The sequence below is a fragment of the Kitasatospora indigofera genome (genome assembly GCF_014655955.1).
Lineage (GTDB): Bacteria > Actinomycetota > Actinomycetes > Streptomycetales > Streptomycetaceae > Kitasatospora > Kitasatospora indigofera.
The window spans coordinates 1-17,499 of sequence record NZ_BNBO01000095.1; the positions used below are offsets into that span (position 1 = coordinate 1).

General features: G+C 75.7%; 15 protein-coding genes. 8 read left to right on the forward strand and 7 right to left on the reverse strand.

The window, feature by feature from the left end; all coding sequences use genetic code 11:
- Positions 1-90 precede the first annotated feature (90 nt).
- The 4 genes from IE329_RS38680 to IE329_RS38695 all read right to left on the reverse strand — a co-directional run bounded on the left by IE329_RS38680 (position 91) and on the right by IE329_RS38695 (position 3,554).
- Complete coding sequence (locus IE329_RS38680; RefSeq protein ID WP_190215763.1) at positions 91-1,581, reverse strand: bifunctional phosphatase PAP2/diacylglycerol kinase family protein; 1,491 nt, start codon at positions 1,579-1,581, stop codon at positions 91-93.
- Between the two features lie 128 nt (positions 1,582-1,709).
- Positions 1,710-2,426 carry an LppU/SCO3897 family protein gene (locus tag IE329_RS38685; RefSeq protein WP_190215764.1) on the reverse strand — a complete coding sequence of 239 codons (717 nt, stop codon included), beginning with the start codon at positions 2,424-2,426 and terminating at the stop codon, positions 1,710-1,712.
- A 288-nt stretch (positions 2,427-2,714) separates the two neighbouring features.
- A complete protein-coding gene (locus IE329_RS38690) occupies positions 2,715-3,116 on the reverse strand; it encodes an MmcQ/YjbR family DNA-binding protein (protein WP_229928128.1) in 402 nt (133 codons plus the stop codon).
- A gap of 6 nt (positions 3,117-3,122) precedes the next feature.
- On the reverse strand, positions 3,123-3,554 hold the full coding sequence (locus IE329_RS38695; RefSeq protein ID WP_190215765.1) for a VOC family protein: 432 nt from the start codon (positions 3,552-3,554) through the stop codon (positions 3,123-3,125).
- A 369-nt stretch (positions 3,555-3,923) separates the two neighbouring features.
- Between IE329_RS38695 and IE329_RS38700 the strand changes: the two genes are divergently transcribed.
- Complete coding sequence (locus IE329_RS38700) at positions 3,924-4,712, forward strand: thioesterase II family protein (protein ID WP_190215766.1); 789 nt, start codon at positions 3,924-3,926, stop codon at positions 4,710-4,712.
- Between the two features lie 167 nt (positions 4,713-4,879).
- Positions 4,880-5,422 carry a GNAT family N-acetyltransferase gene (locus tag IE329_RS38705; RefSeq protein WP_373311438.1) on the forward strand — a complete coding sequence of 181 codons (543 nt, stop codon included), beginning with the start codon at positions 4,880-4,882 and terminating at the stop codon, positions 5,420-5,422.
- A gap of 103 nt (positions 5,423-5,525) precedes the next feature.
- On the opposite strand, the gene IE329_RS38710 is transcribed toward IE329_RS38705, so the two are convergent.
- Both IE329_RS38710 and IE329_RS38715 read right to left on the reverse strand, forming a co-directional pair.
- On the reverse strand, positions 5,526-6,164 hold the full coding sequence (locus IE329_RS38710; protein ID WP_190215768.1) for a class I SAM-dependent methyltransferase: 639 nt from the start codon (positions 6,162-6,164) through the stop codon (positions 5,526-5,528).
- 199 nt (positions 6,165-6,363) lie between these two features.
- Positions 6,364-6,924, reverse strand: coding sequence for a TetR/AcrR family transcriptional regulator (locus IE329_RS38715; protein WP_190215769.1), 561 nt, complete (start codon positions 6,922-6,924; stop codon positions 6,364-6,366).
- Between the two features lie 85 nt (positions 6,925-7,009).
- Between IE329_RS38715 and IE329_RS38720 the strand changes: the two genes are divergently transcribed.
- From IE329_RS38720 to IE329_RS38745, 6 genes are all read left to right on the forward strand, one after another.
- On the forward strand, positions 7,010-7,858 hold the full coding sequence (locus IE329_RS38720; RefSeq protein WP_229928129.1) for a patatin-like phospholipase family protein: 849 nt from the start codon (positions 7,010-7,012) through the stop codon (positions 7,856-7,858).
- A gap of 145 nt (positions 7,859-8,003) precedes the next feature.
- On the forward strand, positions 8,004-8,549 hold the full coding sequence (locus IE329_RS38725) for a DinB family protein (protein ID WP_190215771.1): 546 nt from the start codon (positions 8,004-8,006) through the stop codon (positions 8,547-8,549).
- Positions 8,550-8,732: 183 nt separating this feature from the next.
- On the forward strand, positions 8,733-9,206 hold the full coding sequence (locus IE329_RS38730; RefSeq protein WP_190215772.1) for a hypothetical protein: 474 nt from the start codon (positions 8,733-8,735) through the stop codon (positions 9,204-9,206).
- Complete coding sequence (locus tag IE329_RS38735) at positions 9,203-13,417, forward strand: tetratricopeptide repeat protein (protein WP_190215773.1); 4,215 nt, start codon at positions 9,203-9,205, stop codon at positions 13,415-13,417. Before IE329_RS38730 ends, IE329_RS38735 begins: the two co-directional genes overlap by 4 nt.
- Before the next feature lie 143 nt (positions 13,418-13,560).
- Complete coding sequence (locus tag IE329_RS38740) at positions 13,561-14,280, forward strand: alpha/beta fold hydrolase (protein WP_190215774.1); 720 nt, start codon at positions 13,561-13,563, stop codon at positions 14,278-14,280.
- Positions 14,281-14,514: 234 nt separating this feature from the next.
- Positions 14,515-16,776 carry an MMPL family transporter gene (locus IE329_RS38745; protein ID WP_190215775.1) on the forward strand — a complete coding sequence of 754 codons (2,262 nt, stop codon included), beginning with the start codon at positions 14,515-14,517 and terminating at the stop codon, positions 16,774-16,776.
- Between the two features lie 85 nt (positions 16,777-16,861).
- Here the strand turns inward: IE329_RS38745 and IE329_RS38750 are convergent, their stop codons facing one another.
- Positions 16,862-17,242 carry a hypothetical protein gene (locus IE329_RS38750; RefSeq protein WP_190215776.1) on the reverse strand — a complete coding sequence of 127 codons (381 nt, stop codon included), beginning with the start codon at positions 17,240-17,242 and terminating at the stop codon, positions 16,862-16,864.
- Between the last annotated feature and the right edge of the window lie 257 nt (positions 17,243-17,499).

A 17,499-nucleotide genomic window follows, 5' to 3' on the forward strand; every position in this document is an offset into this window, starting at 1 on the left:
CGCCGCAGCCTGACGGTGCGCCGGGCCGGCCCGGCCGGCCCGGCGCACCGTCAGGCTGCGGCGCGGCTCCGGCGCACCGAGGCCGACGGCTCAGGCCGGGTCGGGCTCCGCCGGCCGGTACACCGTCAGCCCGGCGCGGGCCTTGGCCAGGCGCAGGCTCCCGTGGGCCGGCACCGATTCGCCGTCCACCGAGATCCGCCGCGCGGACCCGAGCGAGGTCACCTCCAGACCGGAGAGCCGGGCCGCCCGGTAGACCCGGGAGCGTCCCATCGTCCCGGACAGGAAGGCGCCGGCGAGCCGGGTCCGGGCGAACGGGCTGCTGCCGTCCACCGTCCGGACGTCCAGCTTTCCGTCGGCGAGCCCCGCGCGGCGGGTGGGGGCGAAGCCGGGCGGGTCGTAGGACCCGTTGCCCGCGAACAGCAGCCAGAGCCGGCGCGGGACGCCCGACACCTCGACCTCGACCGGCTCGGCGGTCGCGAGCACCCGCAGCACCGAGATCGCCAGGGCCGGCCATTTGCCGATCCGGCCCTCCAGCTTCTCCCGCAGGCTGACGAGTTCGGGGTAGACGCCCAGGCTGAAGGTGTTCACGAAGACCCGTTGCCGGCCGTCGTCGGCGGCCAGCCCGAGGTCGACCGCGCAGGCGTGGCCGCCCTCCACCGCCTCGGCGGTGGCGCGCAGCGAGTTGATGCCCAGGTCCACCGCGAAGTGGTTGAGGGTGCCGCCGGGGAAGACCGCGAGCGGCAGGCCGCGGGCGGCCGCCACCGAGGCGGCCAGGTTGACCGTGCCGTCGCCGCCGCACACGCCCAGCGCGCCGCCCCGGCCGGCCGCGTCGTCGGCGGCCGACTCCAGCAACTCCGCCAGGTCGTCGTCGGGGCCGAACAGCCGGACGTCCGCCCCGGGCAGCAGCGAGCTCAGCTCCGCGGCCGTCGGGTCGGGCCCGTCACCGTTGCCGTTGCCGCCGCCCGAGCCGGTGTTGACGACCACGCAGAGCCCGGTGCCGCCGGGCAGCGCGGGCACGGCCACCCGCGGCGGCGCCGCCGGGACGGTCGCGGCCACGTGCCGGGGCCACCAGCGCAGGGTGAGCGCGGCCGCGCCGGCGCCGAGCGCCACCCCGGCCAGCACGTCCCCGGGGTAGTGCGCGCCTACGTACACCCGGGACAGCGCCACCGCGCCCGCGACCGGCGCCACCACCGCCCCCAGCAGCGGGGATTCGATCGCCACCCCGACCGCGAAGGCCGCCGCGGAGGCGGAATGGCCGGACGGGAAGGAGGTGGTGAACGGCTGCCGGACGAGCTGCCGCGCCAGCGGCACCTGCTCCAGCAGCGGCCGTGGACGCCTGGTCAGGTGCTTGGCCGCGACGTTGGCCACCGCGGACGCGATGGCCAGTGAACCGATCCCGCGCAGCGCGGCCCGCCGCCCGGTCCGGCCGCCGAAGGCGGCGAGTGCGGCCGCCGAGGCCTGCCACAGCACGCCGTGGTCGGCGGCCCGGCTCAGCCGGGGCAGCCAGGGGTGCAGGCCGGGGAGCCGGGCCCGCGCCACCCGGTCGAAGAGTGCACGGTCCATCGTGTCCAGGGTCGCCATGGCCGGAGGCTACCCCGGATCTCCGCAGGCAGGCCTGTGCGACATCGCCCGGCGCCGGGCCGGCCGCGCGAGTCGCCGCGGGCGGCCGGCGCCGGGCCGGTTTCTTCAGGCTCCCTGCTTCGGACCGGCTACTTCAGGAACTGCAGGCAGAGGGTGAACTTCGTCGAGCGCTCCTCGTGGGTGTACCAGCCGTCGGCGTCGGGGTAGCCCTTGCAGGCGCTGTCGCCGTTCGAGGTGCCGGACACCTTGGCGATGATCCGGGCATCGGCGTCCGGGTCCGAGCAGGAGAGCACCACGACGTCCGGGTCGGTGTCGTCGACGCCCTCGGTCATCACGTTCTTGTTGTGCACGCAGTCGCCGACCTCGGCGTAGGACGGGTCCCGTCCGGCCTGGAAGGCGATCAGGCCGATCGCGATCACGGGGACCAGCAGGCCGAGGATCGCCGGGCGGCGGTACAGCGGCTTGCCCGGGTCCGCGGGCTGCCCGGGAGCGCCCGGGACGGGCTCGGCGAGCTTGTTGATCTTCGCGCGCTGGGGCAGGTTGATCAGCATGGTGACCGGGTTGATCACCGCGGAGGCGAGGCCCCACCAGCCCTGCCAGAGGCTGTCCGCGGTCATCCTGCGGTGCGCCGCCACGCCGCATGACCGGCAGAACGGGCCCTTGAGCTTGAGGAACTTCATGATGACCAGGAAGCCCTGGTGGCCGCGGATGGTGGCCTCCACGGCGGGCACCGAGCCGCAGAAGCGGCAGTACGGGCCGGGGGCGGTCCAGGGCGCCTCGCCTCCCAGCGGTGCGGTGTGGTGCTGTTCGGCGCCGGGGAAGGCCTGGGCGGGCGGAGTGGACAACGTGATCCTTCGGACTGGTCCGGCCAGGGCCGGGAAGCGGTGGAGGCCGCAACCTATCGGTCCGGGGGACTGCTCCGAAAGGGTGATCCAGTTCCGGGGGGCGGATGGTCACCCAACCGTGACCGCGCGCCCTGTGCGCAGGCGGCGGACGGCCCGTCAGCCCGCGAACGGACGGCCCGCCGGGCCGCCGGGACGGGCCGTCGGACCCGGCGCGCGAGAGGCCGGGGAGGCGAGGGCGACGCGGGGGATGCGGGGACGCCCGGTCCGGGTGACCGGCCGGGCGTCCCGTCAGACGTCCTCGTCCAGGGCGGCCCGGAGCCGGGCCGGTGCGGTGAGGCGGTAGGCCTCCAGCAACAGGTCGGCCAGCTGCGGCCAGTCGACCGGCCGGTCCAGGTACACCCCGACCCAGCCCCGGTGGCCGACGTACGGCGGGCGGAAGAACCGCTCCGGGCCGGTGGCCACCAGGTGTTCCTGGACGCCGGCCGGCGCGGCCGTCCAGCAGGCGGTGCGGTCGTCGTGGTGGTGGTCGGCGAAGGTGGCGAACATCCGCCTGCCGCCGGCGAACCAGCTGGGCTCGCCGTGGCTCACCCGCTCCTCGCACCCGGGCAGCGCCAGGCACAGCGCGCGCAGCCGCTCCAGCGCGGCCGCCGGGCCGGGCGCGGCGTCGGTCGGCGGTCCGGCCGGCGGCACGGCCGGTCAGCCCGCCGCCGGCGGCGGCGACTTGCGCGGCTCGCCGCGGTAGGTGCCGAAGGACCAGTGGTTGCCCTCCGGGTCGCGGACCGCGAAGTCCCGGGAGCCGTAGTCCGTCTCGTGCAGCCCGTCGACCACCTCGGCGCCGGCCGCCACGGCGCGGGCGTGGACCGCGTCGGGGTCGGAGGTCACCACGTACGCGCCGAAGTGGCCGGGCCGCAGCGGCCACCGGTCCGCCTCGTCCGTCGGCCGGGTGGAGCCGAGCATCACGCCGCCGCCCTCCGGCCAGCAGAGCTGGGCGTGGTCGACGCGGTCGCCCTCGCCGTACACGACGGTCTCCTCGAAGCCGAAGGCCTCGACCAGGAAGCGGATCAGGGCGCGGGCGTCGTTCGCCCGCAGTGAGGGCCACACCTGCGGTGCGGGCGTCAGGTCGGTCATGGTCGTGCGCCTCCGGTGCCGGTCGGGGCCGTCCTGGTCCGGTGGCCCGTCCGGCCAGTCTCCCGCCCCGGCCGCCCGGCCCGGGGCCGACGGCCCGTCCGGCCGGGGCGGGTCTCACCCGGGTGGCCGCGCGGTAGGGGGTGCCGGGACGGAATAGGGGTCGACCGGACGCCGGGCGCCGATATTCTCGGAACCGCCCCGCGGTGGCGCCACGGGTCACGGCGGGGCCCGGACGAGGAACCGCGGGCGGGCACCGGTAGCAGGCGCGACCGGTACCGGGCAGGACCGGTAGCAGGCACGACCGGTACCGGGCACGACCAGTGCCAGGCACGATCACCAGGGACGACGACGAGGGGCGGACGGCACCGGATGAGCACGACGGGCGGCGGCGGGGACAGCGAACGGTGGATCAGGCGTTTCCACCCGTCACCGGAGAGCCGGGTGAAACTGGTCTGCCTGCCGCACGCGGGCGGCTCGGCCGGCTTCTACCTCCCGCTGTCGGAGCTGCTCGGCCCCGGCATCGAGGTGCTGGCGATCCAGTACCCCGGCCGGCAGGACCGCTGGCACGAGCCCCTGGTGGAGGACATCGGGACGCTGGCCGACCGGATCACCGCCGCGCTGCGGCCCTGGACGGGCGGCCCGTTGGCACTGTTCGGGCACAGCATGGGCGCGGTGCTGGGCTTCGAGGTCGCCCGGCGGCTCCAGGACGGTCCGGCCGGTCCGCCGCCGGTGCTGTTCGCGTCCGGGCGCCGGGCGCCGTCCAGGACCAGGAACGAGCGGGTCCACCTGCTCGGCGACGACGACCTGGTGGCCGAGATCGAGGCGCTGCAGGGCACCGCTCCCGGAGCCCTGGCCGACCCGGAGCTGCGCGAGCTGGTCCTGCCGGGGGTCCGGGCCGACTACCGGGCCGTCGAGACGTACCGCTGCCCGCCGGGCGTCACCGTCGACGTACCGGTCACGGTGCTGGTCGGGGACAGCGACCCCCGGGTGAGCGTCGCCGAGGCCGAGGCCTGGTCGGAGCACACCACCGCGGGCAGCAGCGTGCAGGTCTTCCCCGGCGGGCACTTCTACCTGGCCGAGGCCTGGGCGGAGATCGCCGGCCGGATCCGGCGCGACCTGGCGGTGGCTCCGGCCGCCGCCCCGGGCCCGACGGGCTGACGGCCCGGGCGGGTCCGCGCGGGCCGGAGCGGGCCAGGGCCGGTCCGACCGCGTCCGACTGCTCCCGACCGCGTCCGAACCGGCCTGAGCGGGGCCGGTCCGGCCCGTGCCGGGCCGCTGTCCGGGGCTCGGAAATTCCCTGGCAAGATCATCCGCTGCCGCCGACAATGACCGGTATGACCCTCAGCACCACCGCGCCGGCCTGGGCCGTCGCCCCCGCCACCGTCACCTCGCCGGAGGCGGCCGCGCTGCTCCGCGACTACCTGATCGACGTCAGCGACCGGTACTTCCTGCACCACCAGGGGCGGGTCTCCACCCCCGAGGAGATCGAGGCGGGGCTGGCCGCCTTCCCGAGCGACGACCTCGTGCCGCCGACCGGGCTGTTCCTGGTCGGCCGTCTCGGCGGCCGGCCGCAGGCCTGCGCCGGGCTGCGGGTGCGGGACGCCGGCACGGTGGAGCTGACCCGGGTGTTCGTCCGCTCCGAGGTGCGCGGTACGGGCGGCGGCGCCCGGCTGATGGCGGCCGTGGACGAGGCGGCCCGGGGGCTCGGGGCCGGCCGGATCGTGCTGGACACCCGGCTCGACCTGGTCGAGGCCCGGGCGCTCTACACCCGGCACGGCTACACCGAGATCCCGGCCTACAACACCGGCCCCTACGCGGAGGTCTGGTACGGCAAGGAGCTCACGGCCGCCGTGCCGGCCGGCGCCTGAACGGCCCGGAGCGAACAGTCCGGAGCGAACGGCCCGGAGCGAGCGGCCCGCAGTGATCGGCCCGCCGTGATCGCCGGTCCGGCCGACGGAGGCCCCGCCGCCGTCACCGCTCCGGGCCGCGACGGGCCAGCAGGTGGGCGTCGAGGAAGCCCCGCTCGGAGGCCGGGTCGTGGAGCAGCCGGGCGAACGTGACGAACCCGGCCCCGGCCAGCAGCTCGGCGAACCGGTCCGCCGGCCAGCTGTAGGCGGGCGCCACCTTGTGGTCGAAGCGGACCGGCCCGGGCCCGTCGGTCGCGAAGAACGAGACCAGCAGCAGCCCGCCCGGCGCCAGCACCCGCGCCTGCTCGGCGAGCAGCGCGGGCAGTTCGCCGGGCGGGGTGTGGATCATCGAATAGTGCGCCAGCAGGCCGCCGAGCGCGCCGTCGCCGACCGGCAGGGCCTCCATCCGCGCCACGTCGAACCGCAGCGCCGGATGGGCCCGCCGGGCGTGGGCCACCATGGCCGGGGAGAGGTCCAGCCCGAAGGCGTCCAGCCCCAGGTCGTGCAGCACGGCGGTGAGGTGCCCGGGACCGCACCCGACGTCCGCCGCCCCGGGGTTCCCCGTCCCGCGCACCAGCTCGGCGAAGGTGCCGACCATGGCCCGGGTGAGCGGCCGCGTCTCCAGCCGGTCGGCGAACATCGACGCGTACAGCTCGACGACGACGTCGTAGGCCGCCCTGGTCTCCTCCTGATGCTCCACCATGGCAGGGAAGTTACACCTCCTCGCGCGGCCTCGCCGACGCCCCCGTGCCGTTCCCGGGTGATCGGTCGGGCCTGGACGGCCCACCGACGGCACGACCGTCCGGACCGCCGGTCGGGCGGCTCCCGGACCGTCACCCGCCACCGGGGACCGGTGCCGTCCCCCGGCTGCCGGCGATCGGTCGAGATCACGCCAGGACCGGTCAGCGGTCCAGGAGTTCGGCGAAGCGGTCCAGCGCACGATCGGTGCGCCGGCGGTCTCCGGTGGCGGTGAGATCGAACAGCAGGCCCCGGACGACGGCCATCACCACCGTGGGCGTGACGGTGTCGTCAGGGCCGGTGCAGACGTCATGGAAGGTGGCGCCGAGGGTGTCGAACCAGTCCGTGATCGCCTCGCCCTGACCGGGGTAGTTCTCGGGGTGGACCAGTCCGTCGGCGTGCACCTCGAAGAACAGCCGGACGAACGGCGCACGTTCGTCCGCGCTGATCCACGCCCAGATGCCACGCAGCCGGTCCTGCACGGAACCCGTCCTCGCCGGGAGGCGACCGGCCAGGCGCACGGCACCCCGGCGGCGGGCCTCGGCGAGGACCGCCGCGACCAGCTCCTGCTTGCTGCCGAAGTCGTAGAGCAGCATCCGCGGGCTGGTGCCGAGGGCCGCGGCCAGTGGCCGCAGGCTCAGCCCGGCCAGGCCGTGCGCCAGCACGTAGTCGGTCGCCTGCGCCAGTGTGCGCTCGCGACGGGCCGGATCGGCGGGTCGCCCCATGGTGCTTCTCCCTGCGGAACAACGGAGTTGAGACTGCGTCAGCGAGTATATGGTACGACTGTTTCAACAACGAGGGGAGATCACCTTGCACGCCTTCGACCGAGCGCTCGTCCTGGGTCCCGGGAGTCACGTCGGCACCGCCTGGGCGGCGGGGCTGGCCCACGGGTTGCGCCAGGACGGCGTGGACCTGGGCGAGGCCGACCTGATCGTCGGGACGTCGTCCGGCGCGATCGTCGGAGCGCTGCTCGCCACCGGGCAGGACCTGGGGCGGCTCGCCTCCTCGGCCCGCCCGGCGGCTCACCGGCTGACGGCGGACCCCGGCCGGACCGGCGAGGTGTTCGCCGTCCTCGGCGACCGCGGTCTGGAGCCCGGCGAGGCCAGGCGCCGGGTCGGCCGGATCGCGCTCGGCGGTACCGACCACCGGGCCGAGCAGGCCCTGCTCGCGGGCCGGGCCGCCTTGATCGGCGCGGACGCGTGGCCGGAGCGGCGGCTGCTGGTCACCGCCGTGGACGCCGCCACCGGTGAGCCGGTGGTGTGGGACCGCGCCAGCGGCGTGCCGTTGGCGCACGCGGTGGCGGCGAGCAGCGCCTTCCCCGGGGCCGCGCCGCCCGTCGCCGTCGACGGCCGGCGGTACATGGACGGTGCGCTGCGCGCGGGCTCCAACGCCGATCTCGCCGCCGGGGCCCGCAGGCTCGTCGTGGTCGAGCCGATGGCCCATCTGTTCCCCCGGGACACGCTCGACCGGCAACTGGCCGTCGTGGGGGCGGACACGGTGGTGACCGTCGGCCCCGATCCGGCCTCGGTGCGCGCCTTCGGCCCCGACCTGGGCGACCTGGCGGCCTGGGAGCCGGCCTACCGGGCGGGTCTGCGCCAGGCGGGCGACGTCCACGCGCGACTCCTGGCGGCCTGGCGGTCCGCGGCCGACGCGGTCTGACGGCCGGTCGGGCGGGGCGCGGCCACCTCGCCGGACCGGGCGGACGCAGGCGCTTCGAAGGGAGATCTAGGCCATGAACTGGCCTAGATCTCTCCTATGGTTTCTCTCAACGGCAGGACAGCACCTCACGAAGGCGGACAAGCCCATGAACCAGCTCAGCACCCACCCCGAGTCCCCGGCCCTCGTCGGCGAGCGCGCAGACCTCCTGGAGCAGCTCGGCAAGGCGCGCTTCTTCCTGCGGTTCACCGCCAAGGAGCTGACCGACGCCCAGGCCGCCGAACGCTCCACCGTGAGCGAGCTCTGTGTGGGCGGCCTGGTCAAGCACGTCACCGATGTGGAGCAGAGCTGGGCCGGGTTCATCCTCGAAGGCCCGTCCGCGATGCCGGACTTCACCGCCATGACCGAGGAGGACTTCGCCCACCGCCGGGACGGCTTCCGGCTGTTGCCCGGGGAGACCCTGGCGGGGGTGCTCGACGCCTACGCCGAGGTCGCCCGCCGTACGGACGACCTGGTCGCCACCCTCCCCGACCTGGACGCCTCCCACCCGCTGCCGAAGGCGCCCTGGTTCGACGGTGACGTCCGGTGGTCCGCCCGCCGCGTCCTCCTGCACATCATCGCCGAGACGGCCCAGCACGCCGGTCACGCCGACATCATCCGCGAGGCCCTGGACGGCGCCAAGACCATGGGCTGACCGTCCCCCGGGGGTAGTTCCCGCCCCCGGCCGCCCTCGGAGGCGACCGGGGGGGGGCGGACCGCCCGGCAGGTCCGGTCGGTGACCGGTCCCGGGCCGCGCGGCTCCTGTTCGGTACCGGCTCGGCGGCAATGATGGCAGCATGTCAGAAGCCGGAGCCGGCACTGGAACGCAGGAGGACACATGCTCGCCGAGTCGTTGGTCGCACTGGCCGGAGCCGGAGGTACAGCACTCGTCGGGGCGATGGCCACCGATGTCTGGCAGACCGTCAGGGCGGGCGCGGCCGGGCTCTTCGGCCGGGACGGTGAGAGCCGGCAGAGCGCCGTCGCGACCCGGCTGGACCACGACGCCGAGCTGGTCTCCCGCGCCCAGGACCAGGACCGGGTGCGCGGGGCGCTGGCCCCGGCCTGGCAGGTCGAGTGGGAGTCGCTGCTGACGGAGCGCCCCGAACTCGCCCAGGAAATCCAGGCGTTCGTGGACCGCACGGTCGCGGCCCTGCCCCGGGCCGAGCAGAACTGGACCATGAACGTGACCGCCCGGGACCACGGCCGGGCCTACGGGGCGCTCGGCGGCAACGTGGTGGTGTACGAGTCGGGGCGGGCCGACCCGCCGCCGGCGGCCGGCCGGAGCGAGGAGGCGGCCGAGGAGCCGTCGTGAGGATTCCGGGAGCCGCCGACGAGCCGGACGGGCAGCCGGGGGAGCCGGGTCGTTCGGGTCAGCCGGGTCAACGCGTCGTCGCGGAGGCCGGCTTCGCCTACGGCGCGATCGGCGCGGACATCCATGTCTTCGGCGACGGCACACCCGTCTACCTGCTGAAGAACTGGCGCCCCGAGGATCCGGTCGACGACGGCTGGCTGCGCGAACTGCCCAGCCGGATGCTCAACGCCCGCTGGGAGGTGGTCGGTTTCACCGGACGCACCGAGGAGCTCGCCGGGCTGCGCTCCTGGTGCGCGGACGGCCCCCGGCTGGCCGTCCGCTGGCTGCACGCCCCCGGAGGCCAGGGCAAGACCCGGCTGGCGGCCCGGCTGGCCCGGGAGATGGCCGCCGAGGGCTGGAAGGTCGTCACCGCCACGGAGGGCCCCGGCACCGTCCTGCCGCCGCCGGGCAGCCAGGACCTGCGCCTGGACGGCGCGGCCGGCCTGCTGCTGCTCGTCGAGTACGCCGACCGGTGGCCGCTGTCCCACCTGACCTGGCTGCTCAGCAACGCGTTGCTGCACCGGAGGGCGGTCCCCGCGCGGGTCCTGATGATCGCCCGCGACACCGGGCCCTGGCCCGCGGTCCGCGCTGCCCTGGCGGACCACCGGGCCGGCACCTCCACCCAGGCGCTCGCCGCGCTCGGCGACCCTGACGACCCGGCGGGCCCGCGCGGCCGGATGTTCCTCGCCGCCCGCGACGGCTTCGCCGCGCAGTACGGGGTGATCTCGCCCGGGGGAACGGCGCCGCCGCCCTGGCTGGAGGGCTCCGAGTTCGGGCTGACCCTGGCCGTCCACATGGCGGCGCTGGTGACCGTCGACGCCCGGTCGACGGGGCGGCGGACACCGACCGACATGGCCGGGCTGACCCTCTACCTGCTGGACCGCGAGCACCTGCACTGGGCCCGTCGGCACGGCGACGGCACCCACCGGCTCGGCGGCCGGGAGTCACCCGGGCCGCCCTGGGCCACCCCGCCCGAGGTGATGAACCGGGTGGTGTTCACGGCCGCGCTCACCGGCCCGCTGGCGCCGCCGGCCGGTGCGCAGGTGATCGGGCGCCTCGGCCTCGGCCTCCCCGCGGAGCGCGTGCTGGCGGACCACGCGAGCTGCTACCCGCCCGTCGGTCCCGCCCGCGCCACCGTCCTCGAACCGCTCCACCCCGACCGCCTCGCCGAGGACTTCACCGCTCTCACCCTCCCCGGCCACCCGGCCGACTACCCGGCGGGGCCGTGGGCCCGGGGCACCGTCCAGGCACTCACCGAGGGCCCGCCGCACCCCGGCTGGATCCGGCGCACCGTCAACCTGCTGGCCGTGGCCGCCGACCGCTGGCCGCACATCGGGGCCGGGCACCTCTTCCCGCTGCTGCGCGAGCGGCCCGGACTCGCCGTCGAGGCGGGCAGTTCCGCGCTCAGCGCCCTGGCCGCGCTGCCGGATGCCCCGCTCGACCTGCTGGAGGCCGTGGAGTCGCACCTCCCCGCCCACGACCACACCGACCTGGCCCCCGGGGCGGCCGACCTGGCCTGCGCCCTGGCGCAGCGGCGGCTGGCCCGGACGGACGACCCCGCGACACGGGCCGCGATCCACGCCCGCCTCGCGGTCGCCCTGGCCGGCGCCGGCCGCTACCGCGAGAACCTCACCGCCCTTGAGGAGGCGGCCAGGCTCTACCGGCCGCTCGCCGAGGCGGACCCGCAGGCCTTCGAACCGCGGTTCGCCAAGGTGCTGTCCAACCTCGCCACCCGCCTCGGGCGGTACGGCCGGCAGCAGGAGGCGCTCGCCCTGTCCCAGGAGGCCGTGGACATCGCCGGGCGGGCCGGCTGGCTGGACGCCGGTGCCCCGGTGTCGGCCGGCGGCGCGCTGCTGGTCAATCTCGCCAACAGGCAGCGCGCCGCCGGGCGCACCGTGGCGGCCCTGGAGACGGAGCACCGGGCGTTGGAGATCTTCTGGCAGCTGTCCAGGACCGACCCGGCCGAGGACGTCCATCTGGCACCCTGCCTGGCCAATCTCGCCTCGCTGCTGCCGATGGGCTACCTCCGGGGCAGGGGCGCGCTCGCCGCCCTCGAACAGGCCGTCCTCCTGTACCGCCGCCTCGCGGCGGACGAGCCGTCCCGCCACGAGGCGAGCCTCGCGTACGCCCTGACGGTGCTGGCCGGGCGGATCGCCGGGGACAACCAGCTCGCCGAGGCGATCGCCACGGCGGCGCCGGGGTTCGCCGGCCTGCCGGCCGTCACCCCCGAACGGCGGCAGCGGGCCGTTGACCTCGCCACGGAGGCGGTGCGGATCGACCGGCGCCTCGTGACCGCGAACCCCGCCGTACTGGAACTCCAACTGGCCGACGGGCTCATGGTGCTGCACCGCGCCCTGGCCGCCGCCGGCCGCCCGGACGAGGCCGCCGCCGCGCTGGCGGAGAGCACCCTGGTCCGGGCCCGCCTCGCCGATCCCGACCCGGAGTCCCCGGCGGGCGGCGGAGAGGAGCCGTACCCGGATCCGGACCCGGCGGAGCACCGGGCGATGACGATGGCGGGTGTCCGTGCCGGGGTCACCCTCTTCGCCTACCTGGCCGAAACCGACCCGGGGGCGTACCGCGACGGGCTGGCCGAGGCCCTCCAACAGGTCACCGCCGTCGCGACGTTCGACCGGGCGGGGCTGCCCGACCGGGAGGCCGTCCTGCCCCACTGGCGGCGGCTCGCGGACGAGGACCTGACGGCCCACGGCCCCGGCCTGGTCCACGCCCTGGCGGTGATCTGCTCCGTACAGCGCACCGCCGGCCTGCACGAGCAGGCCGCCCGGACCACCGAGGAGCGGGAGCGGTGGGCGGCCCGGATCGCCGCCGCCGAGCAGGAGCGGGCGCGGCGCCGTCACGCCCCCCGGATCCCCTGGGGGACGGCCGAGGACATCGACCGCGAAGCGCAACGCCTCACCACCGCCGGGGACCCGGCCGGGCTCTGGACGCTGGTCCTGTCCGTCCCGCTGACGGACGGCATCCGGCTCGCCCGTGCGCTCCTGCACCGCCTGCCCCCGCCCGACGTCGCCACCCGGTCGCTGGCCGAGCGCCTCGCGGCGGCGGAACCGCCCACGGTCCCGCCCCCCGGGTCCGTCGCGGCGCCGCGCACCGCACTGCCGGCCCACTACGGCACCGGGGAGGGCCTCTCCTTCGCCCACGGGAGGCCCGCGCTCACGCTGCACGGCGTCCAGCCGGACGGCACCTGGGCACTGCGAGCCGTCGACCTCGGCAGCGGCCGCGTGAGACGGCTCCACCGCGGCGACCGGTACCAGTGGCTGTCGGTGGCCTGCCTGGGCCCGCGCCGCGCCGTCGGCCTGCGCACCCTGCCGCATCCCCCCGACCTCGAACTCGCCCTGCTCGACCGCGGCCGTGAGGAGCGCCTGGCCTGGGGGGACGCCCTGCGCGGTGCCCGGCTGGCGGCCACCGCCGAGGGATACGTCGTGGGCCTGCGCGCGATGCGCGCCGTCCTGGTCGGCACGGGCGGGGACGCCCCGGTCCCCGTCCCGATGGACGGTACCGGGCTGCGGCGCTGCGACCGCCTCGCCGTCGACCCCGCGGGCACCAGGATCGCCCTGACGGACGGCCACCGGATCGTGCTCGCCGCACTGCCCGGGGCGGCGGTGATCGCCGACGCCGGGGCGGCCGGCGCGGCGGAGCTGCTCCTCCTCGGCCCGGACCGGCTGCTCACGGCCGGCGCGAACGGGGGGCTGCGCCGGTGGGAGCTGCGTGGCCGGGAGCTGTCGCCCACCGGTGAGGTGGCCGCACCGGTCCTGGAGCACCTGTTCGCGGTACCGGCCTGGCGGGTGGTGGGCGGCTGGGCCTTCGACCGGCCGTACTTCTTCGACTCGCAGACGCTGGAACCGGTGCCGGAGCCGCCGGCCACCTCTGGATTCCAGGACCGGACCATGACCTGGAAGGTCTCGCCGGACGGCCGGTTCGTCGCGCACGGCGGCTGGCCCCCGCAGTCCGGGCCCGAGGAGGAGCCGCGCACCGTGTGCCACGACCTGCAGCACCCGTCGGCCTGGCTCGCCCGTCCCGCCGCGGCGGTCACCGCGGCCGACCTGCCGGCCCTGGAGGAGGCCGCCCGCCGGGCCGACCGCAGGCTCCGTCCGCTGCTGCGGCTCCTGCGGGACTGCTGCGTCCACCGGCTGTCGGTGGACCGGCCGGCGGACTGAGCCGGCCAGGGCGGGCCGCGGCCGGCACCGGCCGGAGCCGCCCCGCGCGGGCGCGGGCCGCCGGAGTGACACTGCGTCGGGCGCCGCGCCGCGCCCGGGCGCGTGGTGTTCCGGCGCCCGCCCCTCGCGGGTACGTTTCGGGCATGACCGATGACTGCGAGACCGTGCTCGGTGGAATCCGGCTGGCCCACCGGGTGTCGGGGGATCCCGGAAACCGTCCGCTGGTGCTGCTGCACGCGCTCGGCGAGGACGCGACGGACTGGGACGGCGTACGCGACGCCTTCGCGCGGCACCGGCGGGTGTACGCGCCTGACCTGCGCGGCCACGGGCGCAGCGACCACCCGGGCGCGTACTCCTTCGAGCTGATGCGTGACGACGTGCTGGCCCTGCTGGCGACGCTCGGGCCCGGGCCGGTGGACCTGGTGGGCCATTCGATGGGCGGTGTGGTGGCGTACCTGGTCGCGGCGGCCGAGCCGGAGCGGGTGCGGCGGCTGGTGCTGGAGGACGTCCCGGCGCCGCTCCCCAGGAAGCCGGCCGAGCTGACCAGGCCGGACGGGCCGCTGTCCTACGACTGGGCGGTGGTGCCGGCCATCAAGGGCCAGGTGGACGAGCCGGACCCGGCCTGGCTCGGGGCGCTGGGGCTGATCACCGCGCCCACGCTGGTGGTGGCCGGCGGGTCGCGCAGCCACGTGCCGCAGGACGGCATCGCCGAGCTGGCCCGGCTCGTCCCGGACTGCCGGATCGTCACCATCCCGGTCGGGCACCTGGTGCACGCCGCCCGGCCGGAGGAGTTCGCGGTGGTGGTGTCGGACTTCCTCACCGCCGCGGACGGGCCCGCCGGCCGGCGCACCGGGCCGCGCTGACCGGGGCCGGGCGGCGGTTCGTGCCCGGGCGGCGGGGCCGCCCGGGGCCTGACCGGCCGTTCGGCCGATCGGCGGCGGGCGGTCAGCCGTTAGCGTGCCTGGCCGGGCGAATGGCCCGCGCCCCGGGTGTCGGCGGCCCGGCCGACACCTACGCTCGGCCCGGGAGCCGTCCGCCGCCCGTCCCGGTGCCGGCCGCCGCTCCGGCCGTTACCGCGAGCGAGCCCAGGAGTCCGCATGTCAGCACCAGCAAGCCGGGCCGGCCGTACTCCTGGGGCCGCCGCCCCGCCCAAGGGGCTGCGGGCACTCGGCGAGTGGTGCGCGCGGCACTTCGTGGTCGTCATGGTCCTGTGGCTGGTCGGCCTGGGAGGCCTGCACGCCCTGCAGAACACCGTCGGCGGCACCTACTCCGACGACTTCACCCTGCCCGGCACGCAGTCCGACACCGGCCTGAACGTCCTGAAGATGTACGAGCCGTCGGCCGGCGGGTTCAGTTCGCCGATCGTCCTGCACGACGACACGCCGTTGACCGCGTTCCAGAGCCAGATCGGCCAGACGGTCACCGCCCTGGAGCAGTTGCCGGACGTGCTGTCCGCGGTGGACCCGATCCCCGCCACCCCGCCGGCCCCGGGCGCCCAGCCGCCGCCCAACGCGCCGCTCTCCGCGGACGGCACGACGGCCTACATCACCGTGCGGTTCGCGGTCAGCCCGTCCTCGCTCGGGCAGGAGTACCTCGACGGCGTCGACGCCGCGGTCGCACCGCTGCGCGCGGCCGGCGTCCAGGTCGAGTACGGCGGCTCGCTGGGGGAGCTGGCCCGGCCGGAGACCACCGACCTGCTGAGCGAGGCGATCGGCTTCGCGGTCGCCGTCATTGTGCTGATCATCGGCTTCGGCAGCGTCATCGCCGCCGGAATGCCCCTGGTCACGGCGCTGATCGGGGTGATCGTCGGGCTGAGCTGCCTGAGCCTGCTGGCGAACGCGCTCACCTTCGCGACCGTCTCGCCCACCCTGGCCACCATGATCGGCCTGGGCGTCGGCATCGACTACTCGCTCTTCCTGATCACCCGCCACCGGCAACGGCTGATCGACGGCGAGGATCCGGCGACGGCCGCCGGGCACGCGGTGTCGACCAGCGGCCGGGCCGTCCTGGTCTCCGGCTGCACCGTCATCGTGGCGCTGGCCGGCCTGTACGTCTCCCGGGTGAGCTTCATCGGCAACCTGGGCATCGCCGCGGCGGTCACCGTGATCACCGCGGTGCTCGGCGCGCTGACCCTCACCCCGGCGTTCCTGGGCCTGGCCGGGCGCAACATCGACCGCTTCCACCTGCGCAAGCCGATCGCGGAGACCGAGACCGGGCCCGACGAGCAGGTCACCGGCCCGTGGCACCGCTACGCACAGAAGGTGGAGCGCCGCCCCTGGTGGTTCATGGCGGTCGGCGTGGTGGTGATCGGCGTGCTGGCGATCCCGCTGTTCTCCATCCAGCTCGGCCACATCGACGACGGCGCCGACCCGACCAGCTTCACCGACCGGCGCGCCTTCGACCTGATCAGCGACGCCTTCGGCCCGGGCACCAACGGTCCGCTGACCGTGGTGATCGACCAGAACGCGGTGCCCTCGGGCGACCGCGCGGCGCTGGCCACCAGCGTGCAGAACGCCCTGGCCGCGGTGCCCGGCACCGCGACCGTCACCCCGCTCCAGCCCACCAGCGACGGCAACGCGCTGGTCTCCACGGTCATCCCGGTGAACGCCCCGCAGGACAGGTCCACCACCGACCTGGTCAACACCCTCAAGGACGAAACCCTGCCGCAGGCGGTGGCCGGCACCGCCGCCTCGGGGTACGTCACCGGCACCACCGCCGCCCAGGTGGACTTCCTGGACATCGTGTCGGAACGGCTGCCGCTGATCATCGCCACCGTGGTGGGGCTGGCGTTCATCATCATCCTGATCGTGTTCCGCGGGGTGCTGATCGCGGTCAAGGCCGCCGTCCTCAACCTGCTCTCGATCGCCGCCTCGTACGGTGTGGTGGTGGCGGTCTTCCAGTGGGGCTGGGGCGGGCCCGCGCTGGGGGTGAACGGCAAGGTGCCGATCGAGAGTTACGTGCCGATGATGATGTTCGCCATCGTCTTCGGCCTCAGCATGGACTACGAGGTCTTCCTGCTCGCCCGGGTGCGCGAGGCCTGGCTGCGCACCGGGGACAGCAAGGGCGCCGTCGCGCACGCCCTGGAGATCACCGCCCGGGTGATCTCCTGCGCCGCACTGATCATGGTCAGCGTCTTCGCGGCCTTCCTGATCAGCAACAACATCGTGGTGAAGATGCTGGGCCTCGGCCTCGCGGTGAGCGTGCTGATCGACGCCACCATCGTGCGGCTGCTGCTCGTCCCCGCCGTGCTGACGCTGCTCGGCAAGCACGCCTGGTGGATCCCGCGCTGGCTGGACCGGATCCTGCCGCACCTGGACACCGAGGGCGAGGAGGAGCCGGCCGCCCCGGGCCCGGCCTGAACCGGTCGCCGGCCGGCTCGCTGCGGCCGGCTCGGCGGTGGGGGGGGACCGCCCGGCCCGGCCGGGCGCACCCACCGCCGGGGTGTCAGCAGCTGGCGGAGTCGGAGATCTTGATGCCGGTGATGGTGCCGATCGCGGCCATGCTGTTGTTGGGCTGGGTGGCCGGGGTCAGACAGTCGTAGTAGGTCATGGTGCCGAGCGTCCAGCGGATCCAGACGGTGTCGTCGTTGCGGGTGTTGACGACGCTGAAGCCGGTCCGGTGGGTGGTGTTCTGGTAGTAGCTGGTCACGTCGCGGAACATGGCGACGATCGGGGAGTTCGCCTCGTAGCCGTTGTAGATGCAGACGTAGGGGTAGTTGCAGCCGTCCTGGGAGTCGGCGTGCGCGGCGCTCGCGCCGGTGAGGGTGGTGGCCAGGGTGCCGGCCGCCACGGCGGCGGAGGCGGCGAACTTGTGCAGGGGACGCATGCTGTGGGCTCCTGTCGGTGTACGCGTTCGCGCGCGGGGCGCGTTCGATCTTGACGGGAGCCTGCCGCGGGGCGTTAACCGGGTACCAACAGGTCACCAACGCCGCCGGCCGGCCGGACGCGGCGGCGTGGCGCCCGGCGGCGGTCTGTCGGCGGCGACGGACCGGCGGCGGCCGTCGTCAGCCCGCGGGCATGGGTGCCGGCAGGTGCGGGAAGCGGAACTCGGTGCGGCTGGTGAAGCGTTCGCCCGGGCGCAGG

Excerpts from the sequence above, each read along its gene's own strand:
- IE329_RS38745 (WP_190215775.1), top strand. The coding sequence starts at position 14,515 with ATGTCAGCACCAGCAAGCCGGGCCGGCCGTACTCCTGGGGCCGCCGCC.
- IE329_RS38715 (WP_190215769.1), bottom strand. The coding sequence starts at position 6,924 with ATGGGGCGACCCGCCGATCCGGCCCGTCGCGAGCGCACACTGGCGCAG.
- IE329_RS38740 (WP_190215774.1), top strand. The coding sequence starts at position 13,561 with ATGACCGATGACTGCGAGACCGTGCTCGGTGGAATCCGGCTGGCCCAC.
- IE329_RS38680 (WP_190215763.1), bottom strand. The coding sequence starts at position 1,581 with ATGGCGACCCTGGACACGATGGACCGTGCACTCTTCGACCGGGTGGCG.
- IE329_RS38700 (WP_190215766.1), top strand. The coding sequence starts at position 3,924 with ATGAGCACGACGGGCGGCGGCGGGGACAGCGAACGGTGGATCAGGCGT.
- IE329_RS38750 (WP_190215776.1), bottom strand. The coding sequence starts at position 17,242 with ATGCGTCCCCTGCACAAGTTCGCCGCCTCCGCCGCCGTGGCGGCCGGC.
- IE329_RS38725 (WP_190215771.1), top strand. The coding sequence starts at position 8,004 with ATGAACCAGCTCAGCACCCACCCCGAGTCCCCGGCCCTCGTCGGCGAG.
- IE329_RS38730 (WP_190215772.1), top strand. The coding sequence starts at position 8,733 with ATGCTCGCCGAGTCGTTGGTCGCACTGGCCGGAGCCGGAGGTACAGCA.
- IE329_RS38710 (WP_190215768.1), bottom strand. The coding sequence starts at position 6,164 with ATGGTGGAGCATCAGGAGGAGACCAGGGCGGCCTACGACGTCGTCGTC.
- IE329_RS38705 (WP_373311438.1), top strand. The coding sequence starts at position 4,880 with ATGACCGGTATGACCCTCAGCACCACCGCGCCGGCCTGGGCCGTCGCC.
- IE329_RS38695 (WP_190215765.1), bottom strand. The coding sequence starts at position 3,554 with ATGACCGACCTGACGCCCGCACCGCAGGTGTGGCCCTCACTGCGGGCG.